Source organism: Kribbella italica (genome assembly GCF_014205135.1).
In the GTDB taxonomy this organism is placed as follows: Bacteria; Actinomycetota; Actinomycetes; order Propionibacteriales; family Kribbellaceae; genus Kribbella; species Kribbella italica.
This window is the reverse complement of the sequence record NZ_JACHMY010000001.1, coordinates 342,701-368,808: the sequence shown is the minus strand read 5'-3', so window position 1 is coordinate 368,808 and position 26,108 is coordinate 342,701. Positions and strand designations below refer to the sequence as shown.

Genomic DNA, 26,108 nt, shown 5'->3' with positions numbered 1-26,108 from the left:
CCCCACGACGAGGCAGAAGAACCGGCAGTTCCCCGGTAGCTTCACTGGAGAAGCGTTTAGGAAAGCGCGCGCAGTACGTCGTCCGCCAGCCGCCGTACGGACTCGGCCGGGTTCGGCTCAGGCCAGCCCGGCGCCTGCGAGGCGCTCGAGCACGACTCCTGCAGGACCGCCCAAGCGGTCGGCAGCATCGGCGGGTCCATCGTCCGCTGCCAGGCCAGCAGCTGCCCGCACAGCAGGTCAGCGGCAGCCGACTGCCCAGCCGCATGCAGTACGGCGACCGCCTCCGGCAGCACATCCAGCAGGTAGACGACACGCCCCTCAACCTGCAGCCGGCTCACCGCGTCGCGAATCGCGACACGGGCCGCAGCAAGGTCCCCAGTACGCCGGGCAAGCCGGCTTCGGTACAGCATCACCAGGTAGTCGAAGTACCCCCGGTGCCCGCGGATGTCCGCATCGGCCTCGTCCAGCAGGGCCTGCGCCTCGTCGAAGCGCCCCTCCTGGAACTCCACCATCGCCAGGCACCCGGCGATCTTCGTCCGCTCCGGGTCGTCGGAGGCCTGACTGTCGCGGGCGAGCTCCGCCCACCGCCGCGCCTCACCGAGGTCGCCCAGCTCGAGCGAGACCCGGCTGAGCGCCATGTACGCGATCTCGTCCGGGTAGACCCCCGGGTTCACCAGCGCGGCCTCCCAGGCCAGCAGCAGCTCCTTGGCCTCCGGCAGCCGACCCCACCGGCCCAGCGCGAGCCCACAGATCGCCTGGACCGTCGCGGACCGCTGGACGTTCCCGTGCTCCCGCGCGTCGGCCACAAGCGTCGGGATCTCGGCCAGACTCGCCGTGTCCAGCAGCAGCGACCCGGACGACACCCAGCCCCCACGAGCCACCAGGCCCATCTCCGACTCCGGCGCGATCAGCGTGCGGGCTTCGCCGTACAACCGCCGAGCAGCCCGTACGTCGCCAGTCAGGCTCGACAGCCGGCCACCGATGGCCAGCAGCATCCCGCTGACCTCCTTGTCCTCCACGTTCTCGGCGCACTCCACCGCCCAGCGGATCCCGCTCTGCGCCACGCTCGCCTGGTACTGCCAGGCGATCCGGAAGCCCAGCACGATCTGCGCGGCGGTGTCCCACTGGCCCAGCTCGGCAGCGCGCTCCAGCGCCACCTCGAACGTCGCCGAGTTCGCGTTCGCGGCCCGGTACCGCCGGTCGCGGTCAGGACTCGACCAGGCGCCCTCCAGCCCCTTCACGTACTCCGCGCACCACGCCACGGCCCGGTCGCGGAACTCCGTCAGGTCGGTGCCCTGCGACGTCAGCCCGCCGTACGCGTGCTCACGAATCGTCTCCAGCATCTTGTACCGCGCGCCGTACAGCTGCTCGAACTCCAGCACCGGCTGCAGCAGCGACTTGTCCACCAGCTCGGCCAGCAGCATCGGTACGTCGAGCGGGTCGATCGGCAGGCCGGTACACACGCCGACCACCGCGTCCAGCGTGAACGGCGACCCGAGCATCGACGCCCGGTACAGCAGCTGCCGCGCGGCGTCGGACAGCGCGTCGACGCTCCAGGCGATCGTGTCGGCCAGCGTCCGCTGGTGCGGCGCCCCGAACCGTCGCGGCCCGGACAGCAGCCGGAAGCGGTCGTCCAGCGCGGTCAGAATCGTCTCCACCGACAGCGACCCGGCCCGGGCCGCGGCCAGCTCCAGCGCGAGCGGCAACCCGTCGAGCCGCTGGCACAGCCGCGCGACCGTGGCCGCGTTGTCCGGCGTCAGCGCGAAGTCCGGCCGGACCCGGGCGGCCCGTCGTACGAACATCTCGACCGCGGGGCTGGCGGCGATCTCCGCGAAGTCCCGGTCGTTCCGCGGTACGACGAGCACCTCGACCCGGCGGACCACCTCGTCCGGCAGCCCGAGCGGGATCCGCGAGGTCACCAGTACGCCGACGCCCGGGAAGCTGCGGACCATCCGGTTCGCCACTGTGGCGACTCCGTCGAGCACGTGCTCGGCGTTGTCCTCCACGATCACCAGGTCCCCCGGCTGGCGCCCGGACAGCACGTCATCCAGGTCGGACGTGCCAGGCGCCGTACCGAAGGCATCCAGAATCGCCGACGGTACGGCGGCATCGCGCTGCACCGTCGTCAGGTCGACGACCACCACAGTCGTGTCCACACCCGAGAAGCGATCGGCCGCGGCCAGCGCGAGCTCGGTCTTGCCGACCCCACCAGGTCCGACCAACGTGACCAGCCGGTTCTGCCGCAGCAGGTCAGCCAGCTCGGCCAGCTCCTTGTCCCGCCCGACCAGCCCGTCCGGAATCGGCCTGGTCCCCCGCCAGCGCATCCCGGTCGCCGCCGGAGCACCCACGGCGATCACCGGCCGGACGGTCCCGTGCCCAGCGGCGGCGAGAAACTCCCCCGCGTCCTCGAGCCCCAGGGCCGAGGCCAGCAGCCGCACCGAGTCCTTGCGCGGCCGCGCGACGCGGCCCGCCTCCAGCTCGCGAATCGTCCGCACGCTCAGGCCGGCCGCTTCGGCAAGCTCCTCCTGGGAGAACCCCGCCCGGACCCTCAGGTCGAGCAGGAGATCGGCGAAACCGCTCCGTCCCGCAGCCCGGCCATCCGCGTCCGACAAAGCCCGTCACCCCTTCTGAGCCTCACACCGCCACAGCACAAGATACGTGACCGGAGCGGGGACAGCGGGCACCCCCGGGGCGGCGGCACGGAACAGAGCAGTTGACCCGGGATTTGCTGCCCGAACAGGCAGTCACGCGCTGACGCGCGCGTCCTCGGCCTTCTCCTCGGCGTACAGGGAAAGGACCTCGGTCCAGTCCGAGAGGCGGGCCGCGGTGAGGGTCCGGCCGTGGTCGGCGTTGAGCAGGCTGCCCGCGCAGATGTTCCTGGTCGCGCGCACGATCAGCTCGGTACCGGCACCGCGCAACGAGTCAAGGGCTGCCATGCGGATATTCAAGCGAAGACGTGTTTCGCCGAGGTAACACGTCCGGCAACATCACGATACGTCAGCAAAAACCCCGCAAAAGACACTCAACGTCAATTGTTCACGACGGCAGCCAGGAAAGGCGCACCTGACGGGAAGGATTGTCCACATTCGTGTCCACCAGGCAGATCGACTGCCAGGTCCCGAGCATCAGCTGCCCACCCAGCACCGGGATAGACGCGTACGGCGGAATCAGCGCCGGCAGCACGTGATCGCGACCGTGCCCGGGTGTGCCGTGCCGGTGCTCCCACCGGAAGTCGCGCGGCAGCAACTCCTCCAGCACAGCCAGAAGATCCGTGTCGCTGCCGGCACCGGTCTCGAGGATCGCCACCCCGGCCGTCGCGTGCGGGACGAACACGTGCAGCAGCCCGTCGCCCTGGGCCTGGTGGGCCTCGGCAGCGACGAACTGCTCGCACCGGCTGGTGAGGTCGAAGACGACCTCACCAGCACCGGTCCGTACGTCGATCAGTTCGGAACGCATGGCAATCAGGCCGGGACGATGTTGACCAGCTTCGGCGCGCGCACGATCACCTTGCGCACCCCACGACCGTCCAGCGCCTTCTGCACCGCTTCCGAGTCCAGCGCCAGCTTCTCCAGGTCGGCGTCGCTGATGTCCGGGGCGACCTCCAGCCGCTCCTTCACCTTGCCCGCGATCTGTACGACGCAGGTGACCGAGTCCTCGACCAGCAGCGCCGGGTCGACCGTCGGCCAGCCGGCCTTGGCGACCGTCGGCTGGTGGCCCAGGTTCTCCCACATGTCCTCGGCCGTGTACGGCGCGACCAGGCTCAGCAGGATCGCCACCGCCTCGGTCGCCTCGCGCACCGCCGGGTCGGCGGCCCCCGGACCGGAGTCGATCGCCTTGCGGGTGGCGTTCACCAGCTCCATCACCCGGGCGATCATCACGTTGAACCGGTACGAGTCGATCAGCTCGCTCGCGTCGGCCACGGTCTTGTGGGTCAGCTTCCGCAGCGCCAGGTCACCACCGGCAACATCGACCCCGACCTCGGACTCCACCGAGCCGCTCAGCCGCCAGGCGCGCTGCAGGAAGCGCAGCGAGCCACCGGGCGACAGGTCGGCCCAGTCGATGTCGTCGTCCGGCGGACCGGCGAAGACCATCGTCAGCCGGATCGCGTCGACGCCGAACTCGTCCAGCTGGTCGCCCAGGTTGACCCCGTTGCCCAGCGACTTGCTCATCGCCTTGCCCTCGTTGATCACCTGGCCCTGGTTCAGCAGCCGGGTGAAGGGCTCGGTGGCGTCCAGCAGGCCCATGTCGTGCAGCGCCTTGGTGAAGAACCGCGCGTACAGCAGGTGCAGTACGGCGTGCTCCTTGCCACCGACGTACTGGTACGTCGGCATCCACCGATTGACCGCATCGCGATCGAAAGCGCCCTCGGTGTACCCCGGCGAGCAGTAGCGCAGGAAGTACCACGACGAGTCGACGAAGGTGTCCATCGTGTCGGTGTCCCGCTCGGCGGCGCCGCCGCACTTCGGGCAGGCCACCTCGACCCATTCGCGGACCGAGGCCAGCGGCGAGACGCCCTTGGGCTGCAGCGCCGCACCGCGCAGGTCCGGCAGCTCGACCGGCAGCTGGTCCTCGGGCACCGGAACCTCACCGCACGAAGGGCAGTGGATGATCGGGATCGGCGCACCCCAGTAGCGCTGGCGGCTCAGCAGCCAGTCGCGCAGCCGGTAGTTGATCGTGCGCTCGCCCAGCTCCTTGTCCTGCAGCCAGTCGATGATCTTGGTCTTGGCCTCGCCGATCTCCAGCCCGTCCAAGCTGATTTCACGATTCGAACTGTTGATCGCCGGGCCCTCGCCGGTGTACGCCTTGCCGTCGAAGCCCTCTTCCGGCTGCACGGTGCGCACGATCGGCAGGCCGAACTTCTCGGCGAACTCCCAGTCGCGGCTGTCCTGGCCCGGCACCGCCATGATCGCGCCGGTGCCGTAGTCGGCCAGCACGTAGTCGGCGGCCCAGATCGGGATCCGCTCGCCGGTGACCGGGTTGACGGCGTACGAGCCCAGGAAGACGCCGGTCTTCTCGCGCTCGGTGCTCAACCGCTCGATCTCGGTCGACGCCTTGACGGCCTTCAGGTACTCGTCGAACGCCGCGCGCTGGTCCGGCGTGACCAGCTCCTCGGCCAGCTTGGCGTCCGGCGCGACCACCATGAAGGTGGCGCCGAACAGCGTGTCGGGGCGCGTGGTGAACACCTTGATCGGCTCGTCGCGGCCCTCGACCTGGAACGAGGCGAACGCGCCCTCGGACCGGCCGATCCAGTTCCGCTGCATCAGCAGGATCTCTTCGGGCCACTGCAGCTGGTCCATGTCGTCCAGCAGGCGCTGCGCGTACTCGGTGGTCTTGAAGTACCACTGGGTCAGCTCGCGCTTGGTGACCTCGTGGCCACACCGCTCGCACCGGCCCTGGACGACCTGCTCGTTGGCCAGCACGGTCTGGTCGTGCGGGCACCAGTTGACGAACGACGCCTTGCGGTAGGCCAGTCCCCGCTCGAAGAACTGCAGGAACAGCCACTGCGTCCACTTGTAGTACTCCGGGTCGGACGTGTGCAGCCGGCGCGACCAGTCGAAGCTCAGCGCGTAGCGGCGGATCGACTCGGCCTGGGTCTCGATGTTGGCGTACGTGTACGTCGCCGGGTGCTCGTTGCGCTTGATCGCCGCGTTCTCGGCGGGCAGCCCGAAGGAGTCCCAGCCGATCGGGTTCATCACGTCGTAGCCCTGCTGGAACCAGTACCGGGCCAGGACGTCGTGCAGCGCGAAGACCTCGCCGTGGCCCATGTGCAGGTCGCCCGACGGGTAGGAGAACATCGTCAGCGCGTACCGCCGCTCGGCCGAGCCGTCGTCCTTGGCCTTGAACGGGTCGAGCTTCTCCCAGACCGGCCGCCACTTGTCCTGCATGGCGGTGAAGTCGTAGCCGCCCCGGTCGATCGGAGTGTCTTCCACCTGCTCGCTCACGGTCCTACTCCCGCATTCTTCTGTGATGGTTGAGCCCAAATGTGCCAGAAAGGCATCCCAGACATGAAAAAGCCCCTCACACAGGAGGGGATGCCGTACTGACGTGGATCTGCCAGTACGGCTAACTAAGGAGCAGGCTCACTCGCATACCTCCATACTACCGCCCCGCGTCGAGTCCTTTCAGCAGGGCGTCGAGCGCGAACGTGAAACGCGTGTCCGCATCGCGGTCCGGTCCGGCGGCCGCCGCCTTCGCCAGCAGCGGGAACTCCCCCGCGTCGATCGCAGCCAGGTGGTCGACCGGGTCACCGTCCGAGGCCGTCACGACATGGCCGACGACGAAGCCGGTCACGGCGTACAGGACGTCCAGCGCTCGGGCGGGCTGCAGTCCAGCAGCGCTGAGCCCTTCCAGCGCCGTCTCCAGGACGCGGAGGTTCTGAGCCGTGACAGCCGGCCTGGAGGCGATCAGAGGAACCAGGTTGGGGTGTGCGAGCAGTGCGGTGCGCAGATCGACCGCATAGGAGCGCATGCCCTCCCGCCAGGACTCCTGGAAGGTCGGTGGGGTCAAGGGAGTGATCAGCTGCTCGACCAGGCCGTCCAGCAGGGCGTCCTTGCTCGGCAGGTGGTGATACAAGGTCATCGCCTCGACGCCGAGCTCAGCACCCAGCCGTCGCATCGACAGCGCCTTCAGCCCTTCCCGATCGGCCAGTACGACGGCCGCGCGCAGCACCGCCTCGCGCGTCAGCCCCACGCGTTGTCCTGGCGCCCGGCGACCCGGCACGGCGACCTCCTCGACTTGAAAGTTCTTACACCGTAAGTTTACCCTCAAACTTACACCGTAAGAATGAGGAGGTTCGAGAGATGTCCCCGAAGAAGGCCCTGCTCGCCGGGCTGGTGCTGACCGTGCTGGCGACAGCTGCGCCACTGGTCAACCTGATGACGGTCGACAGCATCGGCGACCACGTACGCAGCGCGTACCCGGACTGGTCGGCCGCCGACGTCAGCAAGGACCGGACGGCGATCACGGCTTACCTGGTCGTCGTCGGAGTCCTCGGCCTGGTCGGCTGGCTGACGACACTGGCCGGAGTGAGCCGCGGCAAGCGCTGGACCCGCTGGGTCGGTACGACGCTCTTCGCGGTGGGCGCCACCGTCGCACTGATCGACGTGAGCGTCGGCGGAGAGGCGTACAAGACCATCGTGCCGCCGTTCCACGGGACGCTCGGACTGCTGCCGGCACTGGCCGGGCTGGTCGCCGTGGTCGCGCTGTGGCGTCGGCCGGTCAGCTCCCGAACGTAGTACCGCCCGTACGGCGGTAGACGGTCGGCGTGGTGCCGTAGTGACGGCGGAAGGCCGTCGAGAACGGCCGGACGTCGGAGTAGCCGGCCGCGTGGGCCACCTGGGTCACCGAGTTCGACGGGTCGAGCAGGAGTTGAGCAGCGAGCTCCAGCCTGAGCCGACGCAGGGTGGACATCAGCGAGGACCCAGTGACCGAGCGGAACAGCCGCTCGGTGTGCCGCTCGGACAGGTGGACCGCGGCCGCCACGTCCCGCACGGTGATCGGCCTGGCCAGGTTGTCGAGCAGCAGCCGCTGCATGGCATCCACCACGACCTGGTCGCGCGAGTCGGACCGAGCCGGCTCCACCGACAGGTCGTCGTCGAGAGCGAACGCCCGAGCGGTGTCGACCACCAGAGCAGCACCGAGAGCTGCCAGCGCTGCCTGGTAGCCAGAGCACGGAGAGGCGGCTTCTGCGGCTAGTGCAGCAACAGTAGAAGCCAGTCCGCCGACGGCCTGGGAGACAACAGGCCCGTCCGCTCGGGTGAGGCCGGACCACCAGCCGGTCCCTGCGACGTTGGAGACCGGCCGGAACGTGAAGCCCCAGAAGGCGATCCCCAACGGTTCCGCCCGGCTGGACTCGATCTCGTGCGTGTCACCAGGGCGAGCCAGGAACACCGTCCCCGGCTGTACGGCGTACTCGGTGGTGCCGGAGTTGAAGCGCCCCTCGCCCGAGAACGCCAGGCAGACCTCGTGGAAGGAGTGGCTGTGCCAGTAGTTGCGCCAGTACGCCGGCCGGTAGTGCCCCCAGCTCACGAAGTCCGCGCGAAACCCGTCGACCTCGCAGGACTCCAGCAGCCCTGCGAGGTCGACGAAACGATCAGCCGTCGCAACGGACGACAGGCTCAAGCGCCGCTCCTACCGGTCGGGTCGACTCCCCGCAGCATCATGCCCTGACCGAGCGAGTGGTCGTGCGTCTTCACCGACGGCGGGTCGCCCGCGTCGCGGTACTGCACCAGCCACGTCGTCCGCGCCTCGTCGCTCACGTTCACGCCGGACCCGTGCACGGTCAGGTAGGTGAAGAACAGCACGTCCCCCGCCTCGGCCGGCTGCGGGACCGCGGAGTCGAACGGTACGTCGGGCAGGTGGTACGACCCCTCCGGGTCGTGCTCGCGCGGCCCGTCCAGGTGACTGCCCGGGATCACCCGCACGCAGCCCTTCTCCTCCGGCGCGTCGTCGAAGTGGAAGATCGCCGCACCGACCCGGTGGTAGGTGTGCGGGAAGAACGGGTAGTCCTGGTGCAGCGGGAACGGCGACCCGTTCTCCGGCGGCTTCACGAACAGCTTGGTGTGGTGGAGCTGGACGTTGTCCACCCCCATCACCGCGGCGGCCACGTCGGTGAACCGCGGGTCCACCAGCAGTCGCGAGTACGCCGCGTCGTAGAACTGCGCGTCGTGCAGGTGCTGCAGCCGGGTGGCGCCGCCGGACAGGCCCATCGCCGACTTCCAGGTCGGGTCGTCGCTACGGTTCAGCTGGGCCAGCAGGGCGTGGCTGCGTTCCCGGTACGACGCCGCCTCCTCCTTGCTGAGCAGGCCTTTCACCAGCACGAAGCCCTGCGCCGCGTACTGCTGGGCCAGCGCCGAAAGATCGGTGGTCAGAGTCATCTCGAAGTCCTCCTCGTCGGGGTACTTCGAGCCTAGGAACACCGGCGCCCGAACGGCAGGACCGGGCCGGACGCCGATGTTCGTCAAACGGACACAGCTAGAGCCCCAGCTGCCCCATCCGCACGCTGACCCGCGGATCGGTCGACACCACCGGCGCCTCCGACCGCACCCACGGGTCCCCGTCGAAGTACGTCTGGAAGATCTTCTCCGCCGTCCGCGTCGCCACCGCCTGGCTGGTCAGCGTCGGGTTCGGGCCGCCGAGCCCGTTGGCCAGCGCCGAGTTGTCGGCGACGAACAGCCGCTTGACGGCCCTGGCCTCGCCGCTGCCCTCGAGCACCGAGTTCTGCGCCGACTCCCCCATCCGCATCGACGACTGGACGTGCAGGATGAGCGGCGCCCAGTCGACCCGGTAGACCTTCTTCGCGCCCGCGCCGCGCAGCAGCTCGGCCGCCTTGCGGGCCATGAACTCGCGGTTCCGCACCGTCCGCCGGGTCCGCTTGCGCTGCTTGAAGGTGACCTTCGGGATCGGCCCGTTCTCGTCGGCCGGCAGCGCCGACAGCGTGACCCGGTTCTGCGCCTCGACGTCGTCGTCGGTGATCACCAGCACGGTCAGCAGGCGGTCGATGCCACCGGCCATCAGCTCCTTCAGCTCCGGGCCCATCACCCGCCCGGCCGGCCCGTCCCACGGCCCGGTCGCGCCGCGGCCGTTCTTGTACTGGCCGCGGATCCCGCTGTCCGACAGCGTCCCGGAGAACGCGTTCAGCGCGGGCGGGAGCCCGACGTTCTCCAGACCGCCGTACCCCGGGTAGTCCAGGCGCGCGCTGGACCCGACGCCCTTCGGGTTGCCGGTGTAGTCGTCGAACGAACCGATCATCCAGTCGAAGAAGTGGTCGGTGTACCCGCGGCCGACCCAGCCGTTCTGGTTCGGCAGGCCGCTGTTGAACCACAGCCGCGGGTTCTCGGTGCAGCCGCCGGCCATCACCACGACGCGGGCGTCCTCGCGGTGCTCGTCACCGGACACGTTGTCCCGCCACGTCACGCCGGTCGCGGTCAGCTCGCCGTTGCGCTTCTCGCTGTGCACCTTCGTCACGTACGCGTCCGCGATCAGCTCGGCCGGCTTGCCGCCGCGCGCCCACACGTTCGCGGTGATGGCCATCGGCACGTAGCTGTTGTCGGTCGAGCGCTTCGCGAACTGGTTGCGCGGGGCACCGTTCGGCCGCATGCAGCCCTGGAAGCAGTAGCCGCAGAAGGTGCAGCCGGTCGCCTGCGGGTAGTTCAGCAGGTTCTTGTCCGACGTCTTGCCGGCCGTCCCGCCCGGCTGCAGGATCGCGTTCTCCTGCGGCCGGTACGACGGCCGGAGCGTCGTCTTCGTGGTCTGCACCGGCAGCCCGAGCGTCTCGGCGCCCTTGAAGAACACCTGCTCCTTGGTGCCCATCGCCGCGGTCATCACCGGCATCGTCGCCTCGACCCACTCGAAGTACGGCACCAGCTCGGAGTACGTGAACGGGAACCGGTGCTTCACGTCGTACTCGTTGCGGTCGGCACCGTCGTACCCCTGGAAGACGCCGGGGTACGCGCGCGGGTAGTTGCCGTAGAAGTGCTGGGTGGTGCCGCCGACGCCGGACAGCTGCCAGACGAACGAGTTCTGCGGCCACTCCCGGTACCAGGCCGGCTTGCTGCGGTCGGTCGGGCCGAGCCGGAAGTAGCCGGACAGCGGGTTGTTCGCGTCCTCCTCGAACGTACTCCACTCCTCCCGCGGCTTCGCGTGCCGCGGTCCGGCCTCCAGCAGCAGGACGTCGAGCCCCTTCGCGGCGAGCTCCTTGGCGACCACCGGGCCGCCACCGCCGGCCCCGATCACGATCACGTCGCGCATCAGTCGTGCACCTCTTTGCGTCCCTGGTAGTAGCCGATGAAGTCGTCCCAGCCCTCGACCGGCCCGTTCGGCTGGTAGCCCGACAGGGACCAGGCGACCGGGCGCCTGCGGAGGGTCTTGGTGGTCTTGTCGAGTACGCCGTACTCGCTGTACGCGCCGAAGGTGGCGAACTCGATCAGCGCACCGCCGACGAACTTGAGCAGCCCCGACACCGACTCCTTCAGCGGCTCCGGGAAGTGCACGTCGAGCAGCGCGACCAGGTCGGAGTCGGTCTTCTCGATCAGCGCGAACGCGGCCGCCTTCTCGGCGTACGTCAGCCGCGCGAACGGCGACAGGTGCACGCCGCTGACCGCGAGCGGGTTGACCTGGGTCGCCATCAGGTTGAGCAGGCCGGCGATCGGGAACGACAGCGGGATCGCCTCGTCGCTCTGCAGGTACGCCGCCAGCGCGCGGTCGAGCTGCCGCAGCTCGGGCGGGAGCAGCTCGAGCCCGGGCAGGGCGATCCCGCTGTCCGCGAGCCCGGTGACGAGCGCGGCCGAGATCGGCTGCGCGATCGCGTCGGGGAACGGGACGAAGTTGTCCAGGGCCTCGATCATGAAGTCGGTCGCGCCGGACTCCAGCGCGCCCGGCGTGCTGCTCGGGGTGCCCTGGGTGCGGGAGTACGGGTCCGGTCCGGGCATCGCGAAGACGGTCAGGCCGTTCAGGGTGTCGCGGGCGAGCTCGGCCAGCACCGGCCGGATCAGGTCGACGACAGGGGGCAGGAGCGGGTTACCGGTGGCGGCGTCGGCCGGGGCGAGGAGGCCGCGGGCCAGCAGGCCGCCTCCACCCAGCGCCGCACCGAGCACACCGATCCGGGCCAGGAAGGCCCGGCGGGACAACGGAGCTGCAGCAGGCATACGTGGTCCTTCGCGGTGGAACGGGGGCGATGCCGGCGTCCCACCGCAAAGGACCACCGGCGCTAGTGGTCTTACAACGACCGATAGCGCCGGAGGTCATGCCTGTTCCGTGCCGGATGTCTCCGACGGCTCCGCCGGTACGACGATCGGCCGCAGCCGCGACCAGAGCACGAAGACCGCGGCGAAGACGAGCATCGCGATCCCGCCCCACAGGTTGATGTTCAGCCCGTCGGCCTTGTCCACCTCGGCCGGGTCGGCGATGATCCCGAGGACCGTCAGCAGTACGCCGTACAGGCCGATCAGTGCCGCGATCACCACCCGGATGTCGAACGCTCCGGCCTTCTGCTTGTCTGCCATCTCTCGCTTCCTTTCCGGGTCAGCCGAAGACGATGTTGAGGACGACGGTCATCGCGAGCGCGATGCCGGCCAGCAGGGTGGGCCTGCGGTACCAGCCGTGGTCGCCCGCCTGGGCCGCCTCGGTCCGGTCGGCCTTCGGGGTCAGCGAGTAGACCAGCCCCTTCAGGTCCTCGTCCGCCTTCGGCCTGGTGACCATGCTGACCGCGACACTGACCACGATGTCGACGACGAACGCCGCACCGGCGCCGACGAAGCTCGCGCCCTGGCCCGGCAGGTTGATCACGCCGGTCTCGGACAGGATGAACACCAGCACCGCGGTCGACGTACCGCTGACCAGGCCGACCCAGCCGGCCGTGGCCGTCATCCGCTTCCAGAACATGCCGAGGATGAAGGTGGCGAACAGCGGCGCGTTGAAGAACGAGAACAGCTGCTGCAGGTAGTCCATCAGGTTGCTGTAGCCCGACGCGATCGCCGCCGTACCGACCGCGATCAGCGTGCCGATCACCGTCACCCAGCGGCCGGTCCGCAGGTAGAAGCCGTCGCTGCGGTCCTTGATCACGTACCGCTCGAGCAGGTCGTACGTCATCACCGTGTTGAACGAGCTGAGGTTCGCCGCCATCCCGGCCATGAACGACGCCAGCAGACCGGTGATCGCCAGGCCGAGCATGCCGTTCGGCAGCAGGTCGCGCATCAGCAGCAGCAACGCGTCGTTGTAGGTGACCTCAGAGCCGGTGCCGGCCTTGACCGCCTGCAGCTCCGGTACGGCGACCGCGGCGATCATGCCGGGGATGATCACGATGAACGGGATGAACATCTTCGGGAACGCGCCGATGATCGGCGTCCGCCGGGCCGCCGACATGTTCTTGCTGGCCATCGCGCGCTGGACCTCGACGAAGTTCGTCGTCCAGTAACCGAACGACAGCACGAAACCGAGACCGAAGACCAGGCCGATCACCGACAGGAAGCTGTTGTCGAAGCCGCTCAGCTGGTTGCCCGGCCAGGCGCTCAACTGCTCGGCGCCGCCGTTGGGTGCGGCGGTGACCTTGTCGACCAGGCCCTGCCAGCCGCCGACCCGGTGCAGGCCGACGATCGTCAGCGGCAGCAGCGCGGCGACGATCACGAAGAACTGCAGCACCTCGTTGTAGATCGCCGCGGACAGGCCGCCGAGCGTGATGTAGCTGAGAACGATGACCGCGGCAACGATCGTGGAGACCCAGATCGGCCAGCCCAGCAGCACGTTGACGATGGTGGCGAGCAGGAACAGGTTCACGCCCGCGATCAGGACCTGCGCCACGGCGAAGCTGATCGCGTTCACCAGGTGGGCGGGTTTGCCGAACCGGCGCAGCATGAACTCCGGCACGCTGCGCACCTTGGAGCCGTAGTAGAACGGCATCATCACGACGCCGAGGAACAGCATCGCGGGGATCGCGCCGATCCAGAAGTAGTGCACGGTCGGCATGCCGTACTGGGCGCCGTTGGCCGACATGCCCATGATCTCGATCGCGCCGAGGTTGGCCGAGATGAACGCCAGCCCGGTCACCCAGGCCGGCAGCGAGCGGCCGGACAGGAAGAAGTCGAGGCTGTTCGAGACCGCGCGTTTGGCGAGGTACCCGATGCCGAGCACGAAGACGAAGTACAACGCGATGATGATGTAGTCGATCGCCTGGGCGTCCAGCCTCAGGACCGATTCTTGTGCGAACATCCGGCCTCCGCATCGTCTCGTGACGCAAGGTGCTGTTACCGGTGAGGAACGTTACTCCTGCTTTCAACCACAGTCCCGCTGGGTCGTGCCCGGGCGTTTCTCCACCCGGGCTCCACCTCCGGCTGGTCCCGCGGACGCAGAGCACCAACGACGGGTTCGCGAAGATCGGTGCGCGGCATCGCGCCGAGGCGGTCAGGTACGCCTACCGGCACGGGATCGCGGAGGCTTAGATCGTCAGCTCGGCGACAACAGGCCGGTGATCGCTGCCGGTCGGTTCCATCACCCATGCCTTGGTGGGCGTCACGCCGCGGACCATGATGTGGTCGATCCGCGCCATCGGGAACTTCGCCGGCCAGGTGAAGCCGAACCCCTGCCCGGCCGCGCCCTGCGCCGAGCGCAGACCGGCGGTGATCGGTGCGAGGCTGCGGTCGTTCGCGGTCCCGTTGAAGTCGCCCATCACGACCACCCCGGCGCGCTTCTCGGCCGCGATCTGCTGCCCGAGCTGCTTGATCGTCTCGTTGCGCTGGTTCGAGGTGAAACCGCTCGTGCCGACCCGCACCGACGCCAGGTGCGCGACGTAGAAGGCGACCTTGCCCTCCGGCGTACTGACCTCGGCGCGCAGCGCGCGGGTCCAGGAGAAGCCGACGTCGACGGCCTTGCCCTCCTCGACCGGGAACTTCGACCACAGTGCCACGGTCCCCCGCGACACCACGTGCGGGTACTCCGCGGCGAGCTCGCGCTTGTAGACCTTCAGGTCCGCCGCCGTGATCTCCTCCAGCGCGATCACGTCCGCGTCGGCCGCGAGCAGGTCCGCGGCGGTCCTCTCCGGGTCCGGGTTGTCGGCGTCGACGTTGTGCGACAGCACGCGCAGGTCGTGCGGCCCACCGTCGGACCCGTTCGGGATCAGCAGGTGACCGAACATCAAGCCCCACACGACCGCGGGCACGAGCAGCGCGACGCCGGCCGTGGCCGACCGGCGGACGAGCGCGGCCACGGCGAGCACCGGTACGGCGAGCCCGACCCACGGCAGGAAGGTGTCGAGCAGGCTGCCCAGGTTGCCGACCGAGTTCGGCACGTGGCGGTGGAACATCAGCGGCAGCGCCGACAGGATCGCGAGGACGGCGATCACGATGCCGCGACGCCACTTGCCGCCGGTACGACGCTGCCCACCTGAGCGGCGCTTGCGGGCGGCGCTGCGCGGCGGGCGGCTGGCGAGTGCTGTCTGGCGGTCGGGCATGACGTCGATTCTTACGGAACCGCGGTCCGTACCAAAGTCCGTGACACGTAAGGCCCGGGTAATTCATCCGATGGAAGGACGGACGGCGAACCCGGCGGCGTCGATCGGAGGACCGGGTCCGCCGAAAGAACCTGGCTGAGTCTACTATTCAGACCATGGGTGAGCAGACGTTCCGATGGACCGATCCCGAGCAGGTACTGGCCGAGACGGCGGCGCTCAGCGGGCTGGAGTACATGCAAGGCCTGACCGAGGGGACCATTCCACCACCACCGATCGCGGTGCTGATGCAGTTCGGCCCGGTGAGCGTGGAGAAGGGCAAGGTCGCGTTCAGCTGCCAGCCGTCGCACGCGTCGTACAACCCGATCGGGATGGTGCACGGCGGTCTGGTGTGCACGCTGCTGGACACGGTGACCGGCTGCGCGGCGCACACCACCTTGCCGGCCGGCGTCGGGTATACGTCGGTCGAGATCAAGGTGAACTACCTGCGCCCGGTCCTGGCCGACACCGGTGAGCTGATCGGCACCGGCTGGGTGGTGAAGGGCGGCCGCTCGGTGATATTTGCCGAAGGCAACGTAGTGAACGCGGCCGGCGACCTGATCGCGACCGCGACCAGCACTCTCCTGGTCAGGTCCCGGCCCGGAGCGGCGTGACGGACGCGCCACAGGACTGGTGCGCGACCCCGGCAGCGCACACAATGCGGTTATGACGAAGACCGAGCCCGCGCCGTCGTTCGTGGTGCGCAGGAGCCGCTGGGAGAGCACGGCCGGGCTCCTGTACGTCGGCCTGGTGGTCTTCGGCCTGATGATCGCGCTGACCATCGGCTGCGTCGTGGTCGCGCTGGCCAGGAACGAACCGGTCCGCGAGCCGCTCGAGACCGTCTGGCTGTCGTTCGGCGGGATGCCGCTGATCTTCGCGGTCGGGCTGCCGGTGCTGCTCGGCGTCGGCTGGGTCACGACCGCGGAGTCCCGGCACGAGGCGGACGGCGAGGAGATCCTGCTCGCGATCGACAGCGAGGGCGTCTATCTCGGCGGCGACCAGCCGCAGAAGCTGCCGTGGGACCAGGTGCACGGTATCTGCCGGGTCGAGCGGCGCGAGGTGCACGGCGAGGACGACGAGACCTGGTCGTCGTACCTGATCGTCCAGAAGGTCCCGGATGCCGAGCTGCCCAAGCTGTCGAAGAACTGGGGCCCGTCGTGCGACTGGCCGGGCAGCCTGCTCACCAGGACGCTGCCGTTCGACGAGCTCGAGGCCGCAGTACGCCGGTACGCCCCGCACGTCGCGGTCAACGACCGCGGACGGGTCCCCGACTGACGCCAGCCCACCGTCAAGCGGGCCGGCGTACAGGCGGTCAGCTCTTGGCGGTGAGGTACTTCTCCAGGTCGTCCAGCGTGGCCTGCGCGCCGATCGGGCCCAGGCCGAGGAACCAGACCTCGTCGTTGACCCGCTGCACCTTGCCGGACTTCACGCCGGACAGCGCCTTCCACAGCGTCCCGTTGACGACCGTGTTCTCCGCGGTCGTCTCGGGCTTGCCGTAGCTGGAGTAGAAGATCCAGTCGCCGTCGGCCTGGCCGATGTTCTCCTGGGAGACCTCCAGTGCGAGCTCCTGGATGTCCTGCACCTTGGGCCGCGGCAGGCCGATGTCCTTCAGGATCACGCCGATGAACGACAGGTTGCCGTACAGCCGGATCTCGGCCGGGCGGAACCGGACCAGCGAGATCGTCGGCGAGCCCTGGACCTTGCTCTTCACCTCGGTGGCGCGCTTCTGGTAGTCGTTCAGCAGCTGGGTCGCCTTGGCCTCCTCGCCGAGCGAGTCGGCGACCAGCAGGAAGTCTTCCTTCCACGGGAAGCCCGGCCGGATGCTCATCACGGTCGGCGCGATCGCGCTGAGCTTGGCGTACAGGTCGTTGGCCCGCAGCTTGCTGCCGAGGATCAGGTCGGGCTTGAGCTTCGCGATCGCCTCGAGGTTCAGCTCGCTGACGCCGCCGACGGGCTGGATCCCCTGCGCCTTGTCCGCCAGGTAGCTCGGTACGCCGTTCTGGCCGGCGTTGGTGCCCATGCCGACCGGCGTGATGCCGAGCGCGAGGACGCCGTCCAGCTCGCCGCTGTCGAGGACGACGACCCGTTCGGGCTTCTTCTCGAGCTTGGTCTCACCGAGGGCGTGCTTGACCGTCCGCGGAAAGGCGCCGTCGGCGGCGTCCGACCCGAGCTTCGCGGTCTCCGCGTCGGCGGTCGAGAACAGCCGTCCGCCGGTCGCCACCTCGGTGTCGCCGGCCCCGGTGTCGGCCGACTTGTCGTCGCTGCCGCAGCCGGCCAGCGCCAGGCCGAGCACAGCCAGTCCCGCGACCGTCGCGGTCCATCGGCTCCTCATGTTGTGTCCTCTTCTCAGGCGGATAATTCGTAGCGAACATTACCTGAGTTCGGTTAGGCAACCCTCATCTGGTTGCGGATCACACCACATGACGTCGGTCACCCGCCACCAGTTCGACCTCGACCGGCTCGGCCGTCGCGCCCAGAGCGACCCGGAAGCGACCGGCCCGGTCGGCACGCACCACCGCAGCGGTGATCTGCCCGTCCTGCCAGGTGACGTCGAAGGACAGGCCGCCGCGGGCCCGCAGACCGTGGTACGAACCGGTGGCCCACTCGGCCGGCAGCGCCGGAAGCAGCCGTACGACGTCCGTGTGGCTCTGGATCAGCAGCTCGGCGATCGCGCCGGTCAGGCCGAAGTTCGCGTCGATCTGGAAGATGTCGCCGTCGCGGTGGAGCAGGTTCCCGGCGACCAGGCGGCTGGTGTAGTGGCGGACGACGTCGGCGGCCTTCTGCGGCTCGGCCAGGCGGGCGTAGAGGGCGATCAGCCAGGCGCTGGTCCAGCCACCGGCGGGACGGCCGGAGGTGCGGAGCTCGAGCGACTTGCGGACACCGCCGGCCCACTCCGGCGTACGGGCGGGGTCGATCTGGTTGCCGGGGTACAGCCCGTACAGGTGGGACTGGTGCCGATGGTCGAACTCCGAGGGCGGCCAGTCGGTCGGCCACTCCAGCATCCGGCCGTCGGCGGTGAGCCCGATCTCGGGCAGCCGCTCGGCCGCCTTGGCACAGCGCGCCGCGAGGTCGGACGAGAGACCGAGTGCGGTCTCCGCCTCCGACAGGTTCGCGAACAGCTCGCGGATCAGCCACAGGTCGTACGTCGACGTGAGGTCGACCGAGGCCTTCTCCCCCGACGGCAGCAGGAAGTGGTGCTCGGGAGCCGTCGACGGGATGAACTGCAACCGGCCGTCGCCGTCCTCGACCAGCATCGCCAGCACGAACTCGGCCGCGCCGGCCAGGATCGGGTACGCGCGGTCGCGCAACCAGGCCTCGTCCGGGTGGAAGCGGTGGTGCTCCATCAGATGGGCTGACAGCCAGACCCCACAGGTCGCGGCCGTCGCCCAGACCGGGTCGTCGCCGCCGTCGCCGACCGGCCAGGTGGCGCGCCAGAGGTCGGCGTTGTGGTGCGAGACCCAACCGGGTGCGTCGTACAGGATGCGCGCGGTCTCGCGACCGGACTCGGCCAGGCCCTCGAGCAGATCGGTCAGCGGATCGAAGCACTCGCGCAGACCGGTCACGTCGGCGAGCCAGTAGTTCATCTGGGTGTTGATGTTGTTGGTCCAGTCGCTGGCCCACATCGGGCGGCGCTCGGCGTTCCAGATCCCTTGCAGGTTGGCCGCCTGGGTCCCCGGCCGCGACGATGCCATCAGCAAGTACCGGCCGAAGGCGAAGACCAGCCCCGCCAGGTCCGGATCGTTGCCACCGGCACCGACCGCGCGGACCCGCTCGTCGGTCGGCAGGTCGACCGCCGGACCGAGCGTCAGCCCGGCCCGGTCGTACAGCGCGGTGTGGTCGTCGAGGTGCCGCTGCAGAAGCTTGTCCGGGGCAACCGCATCCACCAGCCGTACGGCGTCCGGCAGCGGCAACTTGCGCCCCGGCGGGACCGACCAGCCCTGGAAGCTGCTCGCCGCGGCCAGCACGAGCGTGACCGAGTCCGCGCCCTCGACGGTGTGTCCGTCCGGGCCGGTGGTGAGCGTACCGCCGTCGGCGAACGCCCGCAGGACGACGCCGAACCCGATCCCCCGCCCGTCCTCGTACCGGATCGGGTCCGGGCTGTCGCGGTACTCGATGGTGAGGTCGGACGGCGCGCGCCCCGTGATCGCGATCGTCCGGCTGTCGACCACCGACGCCTCGACCGGGTGCACGCTGGTCAGCGCGGCCGACAGGTCGACCGACCCCGGGACGTCGGCCGCGACGGTCCAGACCAGGACCTGGTCCGGCGTCGACACGTAGCTCTCGCGCCGATATCTGACGCCGCCTTGCGTGTAGTCGATCGCGGCGATCCCGGTCCGCAGGTCGAGGCTGCGCCGATAGTCCGCGACCTCGGCCTCGGCCGTCGTGATCAGCAGGTCACCGAGCGGCTGGTACGACTCGACCAGCGGACCTTGCAACGCCCGCGTCCGTTCCGTCGCCGCCTTCCGGTCGCCGTCCTCGAGCAGCAACCGCCGTACGTCGGCCAGTACGGCGGGCCCGTCGGGCACCCGCAGCGTGCGCGGCCCGTCGCCGGACCACACGTCGTCCAGGTTGAGCGCGATCCGCTCGTCGGCGATCCGGCCGAAGACCATGCCGCCGAGGTGTCCGTTCCCGATCGGCAACGCCTCGAACCAATCCGGTGCGGGCGTCGAGAACCACAACTCGTGCGACATGGTCTTCCTTCGGTTTTCTGGTTACTTGCTGCCGGACTTGTACTTGTCGTACGCCTGCTGGTTGATCTCCAGGAAGCGCGGCATTCCGGTGCTGTCCAGACCCTTGACGTAGGTGTCCCAGTCGGAGTCGATGTTCTTCGACCCGGTGATGAACGCCAACTGGTTCTGGGTCACGTAGTTGTTCAGGTTGGTCTGCAGCGTGGCCAGCTCACCGCTCAGGCTCGGGTCCGGCCAGACCACGGCCTGCGGGTACACCTGCGCCCGGTCGCCGTGACCGTCGTACTGCTTCGTGGCCTGGAACAACCGCCGCTCGTAGCCGGCGCCGGTGTAGATGTCGGTCGGGGTGACCTGCGCGTTCCGGAACGCGAGCACGTTGTGGTACTGCGCGAGCGCGCCCCAGCTGATGTTCTTCGGCGCGTTCTGGACCGGCTTGTACAGCGGCTTGGTGTTGGCGTCGAGCCCGACCTCACCAGCGGCGGGCTTGTTCCAGCCGACGCCCTCGGGGCCGTTGTTGGTGATGATCTGGCCCTCGTCGGTGAAGATGTAGTCGAGCATCTTGATCGCCGCGACCTGTGCCTCCTTGCTGGACTTGTTGGTCAGCATGAAGGTGTAGTTGAGCGTCGGCAGATACTGCTCGCCGGAGTAGCTCTTGCCGTTCGGGCCGGTCAGTGGCGGGACCGAGTCGTACTGCTTGTCCCGGCCGTCCTTGGAGTCGGACTGCACGAAGATGTACGGGTGCAGCATCGACGCGGAGCCGATCCGGACCGCCTTCGGGTCGTTGCCCTGGGCCTGCAGCGCGGCCGCGTTCTGGGTGAACGCGCCCTGGTCGATCAGGCCCTCCTTGTAGAGCGAGGCGATGAACTTCAGGCCATCGCGCCACTCCGGGGTGACCAGCGGGCTGACGACCTTGTCGCCGTTCAGGGTGATCAGGCCCTGGACGCCGTTGTTCGCGCCGACCGGCGGGTAGGCGTACGCGCCCATCAGGTACGAGATCAGGGTGCCGTCCTGGGTGTCCGCGGTCAGCGGGATCTCGTCGGCCTTGCCGTTGCCGTTCGGGTCCTGGGTCTTGAAGGCCTTCAGGACCGTGCGCAGCTCCTCCGGGGTCTTCGGCTGCTGCAGGCCGAGCTTCTTCAGCCAGGTGGAGTTCATCCACAGCTTGTTCGGGAAGCTGCAGTGGTAGCAGTCGGCCCACTGCGGCAGCGCGTAGATGTGCCCGTCCGGCGTGGTCGACTCCTCCTTGTAGGCCTTGTTCTCGTCCAGGAACTTCTGGATGTTCGGGGCGTTGTCCTTGATCAGCTGCTCGAGCGGGACGGCGACGCCCTGCTGGCCGAGCTTGAGCACCTCGGCCTTGCTGAAGCCGTCGACCCACGGGATCAGGAAGAACAGGTCGGGGTAGTCACCGCTGGCCAGCGAGATCTGCCGCTTCTCCTTGGCCGGGCCGGCGTCGAACGTCGTCGTCTGCCACTTGAACTGGAGCTTGAACTTGTCGCTCATGACCTTGGTCACCGAGTTGGTGTCCAGGTTCATGGTCTGGTCGGCCGGCGTGAACACGTCGATGACGGTCTTGCCGTCGGCCGTCGTCTCGTTGGCGACCGCGTCGGACTTGTCGGAGCTGCACGCGGCCAGGGTGGCCAGCAGGCCGGCCGCGGCGAGCGCGGTGAGCGTGCGCACGGATGAGCGCATTGCGGTGTTCCTTTCTGGATGGGCTTCTCAGCCCTTGACTGCGCCGACCATGACGCCCTTGGTGAAGTGGCGGGCGACGAAGGGATAGATGACCAGTACGGGCAGGCTCGAGATGACGATGAGCGCGTACTTCAAGACGTTGGCCAGCTGTTGCTGTTCGAGCTGCTGCGCCAGGTTGGTGGTAGTGGTCGACCCGGAGAGGGTGTTCAGGATCAGCACGTTGCGCAGCACGATCTGCAACGGGTAGAGGCCTGGGTCCTTCAGGTAGATCAGGGCGTCGAAGTAGCTGTTCCACTGGAAGATCGCGTACATCAAGGCGATGACCGCGATCACGGGCTTGGACAGCGGCAGCACGATCGACCAGAGGAAGCGCAGGTCGCTGGCGCCGTCGATGGTGGCGGCCTCGTAGAGCTCGTCGGGAATCGTCGAGCGGAAGAAGGTGCGCGCGATGATGACCTGCCAGACGCCGATCGCGCTCGGGATCACCATCGCCCACCGGGTGTTCAGCATCCCGAGGTCCTGGACCACCAGGTACGTCGGGATCAGGCCGCCGGAGAACAGCATCGTGAAGATCAGCGCGCTCATCACCACGTTGCGGCCGAACAGCGTCTTGCGCGACAGCGGGTAGGCGATCGCGATCGTCAGCGTGACGCTGATCAGCGTGCCGCCGATCGCGTAGATGAACGAGTTCAGGTAGCCCTTCATGATCAGGGGATCGCCGAAGGCCTCCTGGTAGGCCTTGATGCTGGGCTCGATCGGCCACAGCAGCACCCGCCCGGCGCTCACCGCCGACGCGCTGCTGAACGAGTTGGCGACGATGTAGATCAGCGGTACGGCGACCACGATCAGCGCCAGCCAGAGCATGATCTTGACGCCGACCAGGAAGATCTTGTCGGTCCGGGTCTCCTCGATCGCGGTCCGCCGCGACTCCTCCGGACGCCGTCCGGTCCGCCGGAAGCCTTGCAGAGTGACGCTCATGACCACAGTCCGTTCCCGGTGATCCGCTTGGCGACGAAGTTCACGACCACCAGCAGGACGAGGTTGACGACGGAGTTGAACAGCCCGATCGCGGTCGCCATCGAGAAGTCGGCGTTCAGCAGACCGGTCTTGTAGACGTAGGTGGCGATGATCTCGGCGTTCGACTGGTTCAGCGGGTTCTGCAGCAGGAACGCCTTCTCGAACCCGATCGACATGATGTTGCCGACGCCGAGGATCAAGATGATCACCGCGGTCGGCATGATGCCGGGCAGGTCGACGTTCCAGATCCGCTGCACCCGGCTGGCCCCGTCGATCCGGGCCGACTCGTGCAGCGCCGGGTCGATGCCGGCCAGCGCGGCCAGGTAGATCACCGCGGAGTACCCGGTGGTCTGCCAGACGTCGGACCACACGTAGATGTGCCGGAAGTAGTCCGGGTTGCCGAGGAAGTCGACCTTCGGGATGCCGAACAGCCCGATCGCGTCGTTCACGAAGCCCAGCTGCGGCGACAGCACCAGGATCGTCATCGAGACCACGACCACGGTGGAGATGAAGTACGGCGCGTAGGTGACCAGCTGCACCGTCTTCTTGAAGACCCCGACCCGGATCTCGTTCAGCGCGACCGCCAGGATGATCGGGATCGGGAAGCTGGCCAGCACGGTGTAGGCGGCCAGGTAGAACGTGTTCTTCACCAGGGTCCAGAACACCGGGTTCTGGAAGAACAGCTCGAAGTTCCGGAAGCCGACCCACTCGCTGCCCCACGGCCCCTTGATCGGGCTGTAGTCCTTGAACGCGATCACCGCGTTGGAGATCGGGACGTACTTGAAGATCACGAAGTACGCGATCGGCAGCACCATCAGCAGGTAGAGCTGCCAGTGCCGGCCGAAACTCCGGCCCGCCGCGGCCCGGCGGGTCGGCCGGCGGCGAACGCCGGCCACCGCCTGTTTCACCACCGGCGCCGGTGGTGCGGGTTTCACCTCGATCGTTCCACTCACTCCCGAATCCCTTTCCTGGTCCAGCACGTGCTGTGACGACTCGCGCACCGCCAGCAGCAGAACCGATATCCGATAGGATCTCGGAACTCTTCTCCGGGAGAATGACACAGAACCCGGCGTTGCGGAAGAGCCATCACACCGGTCGATATCCGAAGTTGACCAAGTCGGCGAAACCCCTGCTGCGTAAGGCGTTCAGGCCGTTGCCGAGGGCATTCAGATCTGCGGGAACGCCGAAAAGACCCACTGGTGTCACCAATGGATCCGGGCATCACGACAGCGCAGAGCGGAGACGTTCTGAGCGGTCGTCTCCGGTCCGTACCAGTTTGTTTCTGGTGTTAACTATGTCGCAGTCAACTGGTTCCCGCCGACTATGTCAAGACTTTGATCAGTCGGTCGCGAGGCGGGCGTGGCTGTGGGCGTCGTGCCAGCCGTCGGCGTGCAGCATCGAGCCGCGCAGCGTTCCCTCCCGCGGGAAGCCGGCCTTGGTGGCGACGCGGCAGGAGTTCTCGTTGCGCACCGAGTGCTCGATGGACAGCCGGTGCAGCCGGAGGGTGTCGAAGCACCAGCCGGTCAGCGTCCGTACGGCCTGCCCGGCCAGTCCACGGCCGCGCGCGGCCGGGAGCACCCAGTAGGAGAGGTGCGCCTTGGCCTCGTACAGGTTGATTCCGCGCAGACCGATCTGCCCGAGCGCCTGGCCGTCGACGACGATCGCCCAGCTGGCGGCCTCCTCCGCGGCCCACCGTTCCGGCCACTGCTCGATCCAGGCGAGCGCCTCGGCGTCGTCGTCGATCCGCAGCACGTGCCAGCGGTGGAGCTCCACATCGCTGAAGGCCTCCCGTACGGCGGCGACGTCGCCCTCCCGCCAAGGCCGCATCCCCGGCAGCCCAGGCTGCTCCAGAAGCCGCAGAGTCCCAGCTGCCAACGCGGGTTCACCCAGTCTCGGCACACCACGAGTGTGTCAGGGGCGCGGCGTTCCTGTTCGGGCGAGTTGGTGGTCGATGTCCACCAGGTCGAAGGTGCCGGTGTGTTGGCCGGTCCACAGGGCGGCCATCACCATGTTGATCCGGAAGATCCGCTCCAGCGGCTCGATCGCGGCGAGCTCCTCGTCGGACAAGGGGATGCCGAGCGCGGTCGCCTTCTCCTGGTACGCCGTGAGCAGCTCGGGCGAGCGGTGCACCCGTGCGACCACGAACTCCCAGCTCCGGCTGTCGACGTGCGCCAGGTCGAAGTCGATCACGCCCAGCGGACCGAAGTGCACGTTCCACTCGGCGAAGTCGCCGTGCACGATCGACTGCGGCAGCTCCAGCAGTTTGCGCTCGGCAACGAGTTCCCGGCCGCGGGCCATCGCGGCGTCGGCCCAGTCGGCCAGGTCGGGGCGGAGCTCCCGGAGCGCGAGCACGCCCGGGTCCCAGTCCTGGAAGTTGCCCATCGCCACCAGATCGCAGCCCTGGAAGAACCCCTCGCGCTGCGGAAGGTCGATCTCGAGATCCCGCAGGTCCGCATGCAACTGCGCCAGCACCGCACCTCGCTCGCCCCGCTGCGCGACCGTCTCCTTGCGCCGCGCCTGCCCGGGCACGAACCGCGTCGCGGCCCACAGCCGGTCGGCGTACTCGATCGGGCCGGCGACCGTGCTCGGCACTTCCCAGCCCCGGCACGTCAGATGCGCGAGCACCTTCGCCTCGAACAGCAGGTCCAGCTTGGTGCGCAGTACGTGGTAGCGCCGCAGCACGACGCACTCCCCGCCACCGGTCCACAGGAACCAGACGCCGTTGCCGGGATCGGCCGGATCGGCGCGCTGGACCTCCTCGAGCTTCTCGACCGGCAGACCGAGCAGAGCGGCGACGTCGTACGGCGCGGTGGGCATCCGGCCATTATCCAGCTGCGAACCCGGCCCCGCACCGGGATAATCGGCGCCCATGGACCTGCGCGCGCTGGCGGTGACCGACGGCGTCGACGCCGTCCGGGCCGGCTTCACCCCGGAATTTGTTGCCCTAGACAACGATCAGTTGATCGGCTGTACGGCGTTGCGCTGGTGGGACGAGTCCGACGGCACCCGTCTCTACCTGCTGCTCGGCTGGGTCGAACCGGTCTTCCGCGGCCGCGGCTACGGCCGCCAGATCCTCGCCTGGCAGGAGGCCCAGGCCCGCGAGCACCTGGCCGCCAACCCCACCGACGGCACCGCCCTGTACGGCGGCAACACCCGCGAGCACGACCCGTCCGTCGAGGCGCTCCTGCGGGCCGCCGGCTACCAGGTCGCCTTCACACGGGTCCACCTGACACTGGACCTCGACGGCGCCCCGCTCACCGATCTCCCGCCCGGCCTCGAGCTCCGCGCGGCGTCCACGGATCACCATCGCGCCGTCTTCGAGGCCAACGCCGAGGTGTTCAGCGACCGCACCCTCGGCTACGTCCAGGACACCTTCGAGGAGTTCGAGCGCGAGGCCGCCGACGACTTCCCCGACCACGAGCTGTGGACACTCGCGTACGACGGCGACCAGCTGGCCGGCTGGGTGATCAGCACCGAGGAGGAGGAAGGCCTCGCCGACACTCCGTGGGTCGGCGTACGCCCGGCGTACCGGCGCCAGGGCCTGGCCTCGGCGCTACTGCGCGCCAACCACGCGCAACTCCTGGACCACGGCATCACGACCAGCGGCATCTGGACCCTGGCCGAGAACCCCACCGGCAGCGTCGCACCCTACGAGTCCCTGGGTTACCACGAAGACGCCCGGCAGCCGAGGTATCGCAAACCGGTGTAGACAACGAAAGACCTGACCCGACCATCACGGG

General features: G+C 68.6%; 23 protein-coding genes. 4 read left to right on the top strand and 19 right to left on the bottom strand.

All coding sequences use genetic code 11. The features are described from left to right. Window positions 1–56: 56 nt before the first annotated feature. The 5 genes from HDA39_RS01960 to HDA39_RS01940 form a co-directional block, all read right to left on the bottom strand. Window positions 57–2,612 carry an ATP-binding protein gene (locus HDA39_RS01960; RefSeq protein ID WP_184793527.1) on the bottom strand — a complete coding sequence of 852 codons (2,556 nt, stop codon included), beginning with the start codon at window positions 2,610–2,612 and terminating at the stop codon, window positions 57–59. Window positions 2,613–2,744: 132 nt separating this feature from the next. Beyond that, window positions 2,745–2,936 (bottom strand): hypothetical protein, encoded by a 192-nt coding sequence (locus tag HDA39_RS01955; RefSeq protein ID WP_184793526.1) that lies wholly within the window; start codon window positions 2,934–2,936, stop codon window positions 2,745–2,747. A gap of 100 nt (window positions 2,937–3,036) precedes the next feature. Next, a complete protein-coding gene (locus HDA39_RS01950; RefSeq protein ID WP_184793525.1) occupies window positions 3,037–3,456 on the bottom strand; it encodes a YjbQ family protein in 420 nt (139 codons plus the stop codon). A 5-nt stretch (window positions 3,457–3,461) separates the two neighbouring features. Beyond that, window positions 3,462–5,942 (bottom strand): leucine--tRNA ligase, encoded by a 2,481-nt coding sequence (gene leuS / locus HDA39_RS01945; RefSeq protein ID WP_184793524.1) that lies wholly within the window; start codon window positions 5,940–5,942, stop codon window positions 3,462–3,464. Window positions 5,943–6,099: 157 nt separating this feature from the next. Then, window positions 6,100–6,690, bottom strand: a complete 591-nt coding sequence (locus HDA39_RS01940; protein WP_184793523.1) for a TetR/AcrR family transcriptional regulator C-terminal domain-containing protein — start codon at window positions 6,688–6,690, stop codon at window positions 6,100–6,102. Window positions 6,691–6,800: 110 nt separating this feature from the next. Between HDA39_RS01940 and HDA39_RS01935 the strand changes: the two genes are divergently transcribed. Then, window positions 6,801–7,235 carry a hypothetical protein gene (locus HDA39_RS01935; RefSeq protein WP_184793522.1) on the top strand — a complete coding sequence of 145 codons (435 nt, stop codon included), beginning with the start codon at window positions 6,801–6,803 and terminating at the stop codon, window positions 7,233–7,235. Here HDA39_RS01935 and HDA39_RS01930 read toward each other — a convergent pair. The 7 genes from HDA39_RS01930 to HDA39_RS01900 form a co-directional block, all read right to left on the bottom strand. Continuing rightward, the gene (locus HDA39_RS01930; RefSeq protein WP_184793521.1) at window positions 7,219–8,121 is read right to left on the bottom strand and encodes a helix-turn-helix domain-containing protein; all 903 of its coding nucleotides are present in this window, start codon (window positions 8,119–8,121) and stop codon (window positions 7,219–7,221) included. The two genes, HDA39_RS01935 and HDA39_RS01930, sit on opposite strands and share 17 nt — an antisense overlap. Continuing rightward, window positions 8,118–8,876 (bottom strand): phytanoyl-CoA dioxygenase family protein, encoded by a 759-nt coding sequence (locus HDA39_RS01925; protein WP_184793520.1) that lies wholly within the window; start codon window positions 8,874–8,876, stop codon window positions 8,118–8,120. The genes HDA39_RS01930 and HDA39_RS01925 overlap by 4 nt, the downstream gene beginning before the upstream one ends. Window positions 8,877–8,973: 97 nt before the next feature. Beyond that, complete coding sequence (locus HDA39_RS01920; protein WP_184793519.1) at window positions 8,974–10,749, bottom strand: GMC family oxidoreductase N-terminal domain-containing protein; 1,776 nt, start codon at window positions 10,747–10,749, stop codon at window positions 8,974–8,976. Next, a complete protein-coding gene (locus HDA39_RS01915; RefSeq protein ID WP_184793518.1) occupies window positions 10,749–11,645 on the bottom strand; it encodes a hypothetical protein in 897 nt (298 codons plus the stop codon). The genes HDA39_RS01920 and HDA39_RS01915 overlap by 1 nt, the downstream gene beginning before the upstream one ends. A gap of 96 nt (window positions 11,646–11,741) precedes the next feature. Next, window positions 11,742–12,002 (bottom strand): hypothetical protein, encoded by a 261-nt coding sequence (locus tag HDA39_RS01910; RefSeq protein ID WP_184793517.1) that lies wholly within the window; start codon window positions 12,000–12,002, stop codon window positions 11,742–11,744. Between the two features lie 19 nt (window positions 12,003–12,021). Then, on the bottom strand, window positions 12,022–13,704 hold the full coding sequence (locus tag HDA39_RS01905) for a sodium:solute symporter family protein (RefSeq protein ID WP_184793516.1): 1,683 nt from the start codon (window positions 13,702–13,704) through the stop codon (window positions 12,022–12,024). Between the two features lie 226 nt (window positions 13,705–13,930). Further along, window positions 13,931–14,941 (bottom strand): endonuclease/exonuclease/phosphatase family protein, encoded by a 1,011-nt coding sequence (locus HDA39_RS01900; RefSeq protein WP_184793515.1) that lies wholly within the window; start codon window positions 14,939–14,941, stop codon window positions 13,931–13,933. A 155-nt stretch (window positions 14,942–15,096) separates the two neighbouring features. Here HDA39_RS01900 and HDA39_RS01895 point away from each other — a divergent pair, with 155 nt between their 5' ends. Beyond that, window positions 15,097–15,591, top strand: a complete 495-nt coding sequence (locus HDA39_RS01895; RefSeq protein WP_184793514.1) for a PaaI family thioesterase — start codon at window positions 15,097–15,099, stop codon at window positions 15,589–15,591. A gap of 52 nt (window positions 15,592–15,643) precedes the next feature. Further along, window positions 15,644–16,252: a hypothetical protein gene (locus tag HDA39_RS01890; RefSeq protein ID WP_184793513.1), complete on the top strand. Its 609-nt coding sequence runs from the start codon at window positions 15,644–15,646 to the stop codon at window positions 16,250–16,252. Window positions 16,253–16,289: 37 nt separating this feature from the next. Here the strand turns inward: HDA39_RS01890 and HDA39_RS01885 are convergent, their stop codons facing one another. From HDA39_RS01885 to HDA39_RS01855, 7 genes are all read right to left on the bottom strand, one after another. Continuing rightward, complete coding sequence (locus HDA39_RS01885; protein WP_184793512.1) at window positions 16,290–17,309, bottom strand: ABC transporter substrate-binding protein; 1,020 nt, start codon at window positions 17,307–17,309, stop codon at window positions 16,290–16,292. Window positions 17,310–17,388: 79 nt separating this feature from the next. Then, window positions 17,389–19,668 (bottom strand): glycoside hydrolase family 95 protein, encoded by a 2,280-nt coding sequence (locus HDA39_RS01880; protein ID WP_184793511.1) that lies wholly within the window; start codon window positions 19,666–19,668, stop codon window positions 17,389–17,391. Window positions 19,669–19,689: 21 nt separating this feature from the next. Continuing rightward, window positions 19,690–21,351, bottom strand: coding sequence for a type 2 periplasmic-binding domain-containing protein (locus tag HDA39_RS01875; protein ID WP_184793510.1), 1,662 nt, complete (start codon window positions 21,349–21,351; stop codon window positions 19,690–19,692). A gap of 27 nt (window positions 21,352–21,378) precedes the next feature. Then, entirely contained in the window at window positions 21,379–22,329 is a 951-nt protein-coding gene (locus tag HDA39_RS01870; protein ID WP_184793509.1) for a carbohydrate ABC transporter permease, read from the bottom strand. Continuing rightward, entirely contained in the window at window positions 22,326–23,321 is a 996-nt protein-coding gene (locus HDA39_RS01865; protein ID WP_184793508.1) for an ABC transporter permease subunit, read from the bottom strand. The genes HDA39_RS01870 and HDA39_RS01865 overlap by 4 nt, the downstream gene beginning before the upstream one ends. 385 nt (window positions 23,322–23,706) lie before the next feature. Next, window positions 23,707–24,267, bottom strand: a complete 561-nt coding sequence (locus HDA39_RS01860) for a GNAT family N-acetyltransferase (protein ID WP_184793507.1) — start codon at window positions 24,265–24,267, stop codon at window positions 23,707–23,709. 12 nt (window positions 24,268–24,279) lie between these two features. Then, window positions 24,280–25,185: a phosphotransferase enzyme family protein gene (locus HDA39_RS01855; protein ID WP_184793506.1), complete on the bottom strand. Its 906-nt coding sequence runs from the start codon at window positions 25,183–25,185 to the stop codon at window positions 24,280–24,282. Window positions 25,186–25,237: 52 nt separating this feature from the next. Here HDA39_RS01855 and HDA39_RS01850 point away from each other — a divergent pair, with 52 nt between their 5' ends. Then, the gene (locus HDA39_RS01850) at window positions 25,238–26,077 is read left to right on the top strand and encodes a GNAT family N-acetyltransferase (protein ID WP_184793505.1); all 840 of its coding nucleotides are present in this window, start codon (window positions 25,238–25,240) and stop codon (window positions 26,075–26,077) included. The last annotated feature ends 31 nt before the right edge of the window (window positions 26,078–26,108 follow it).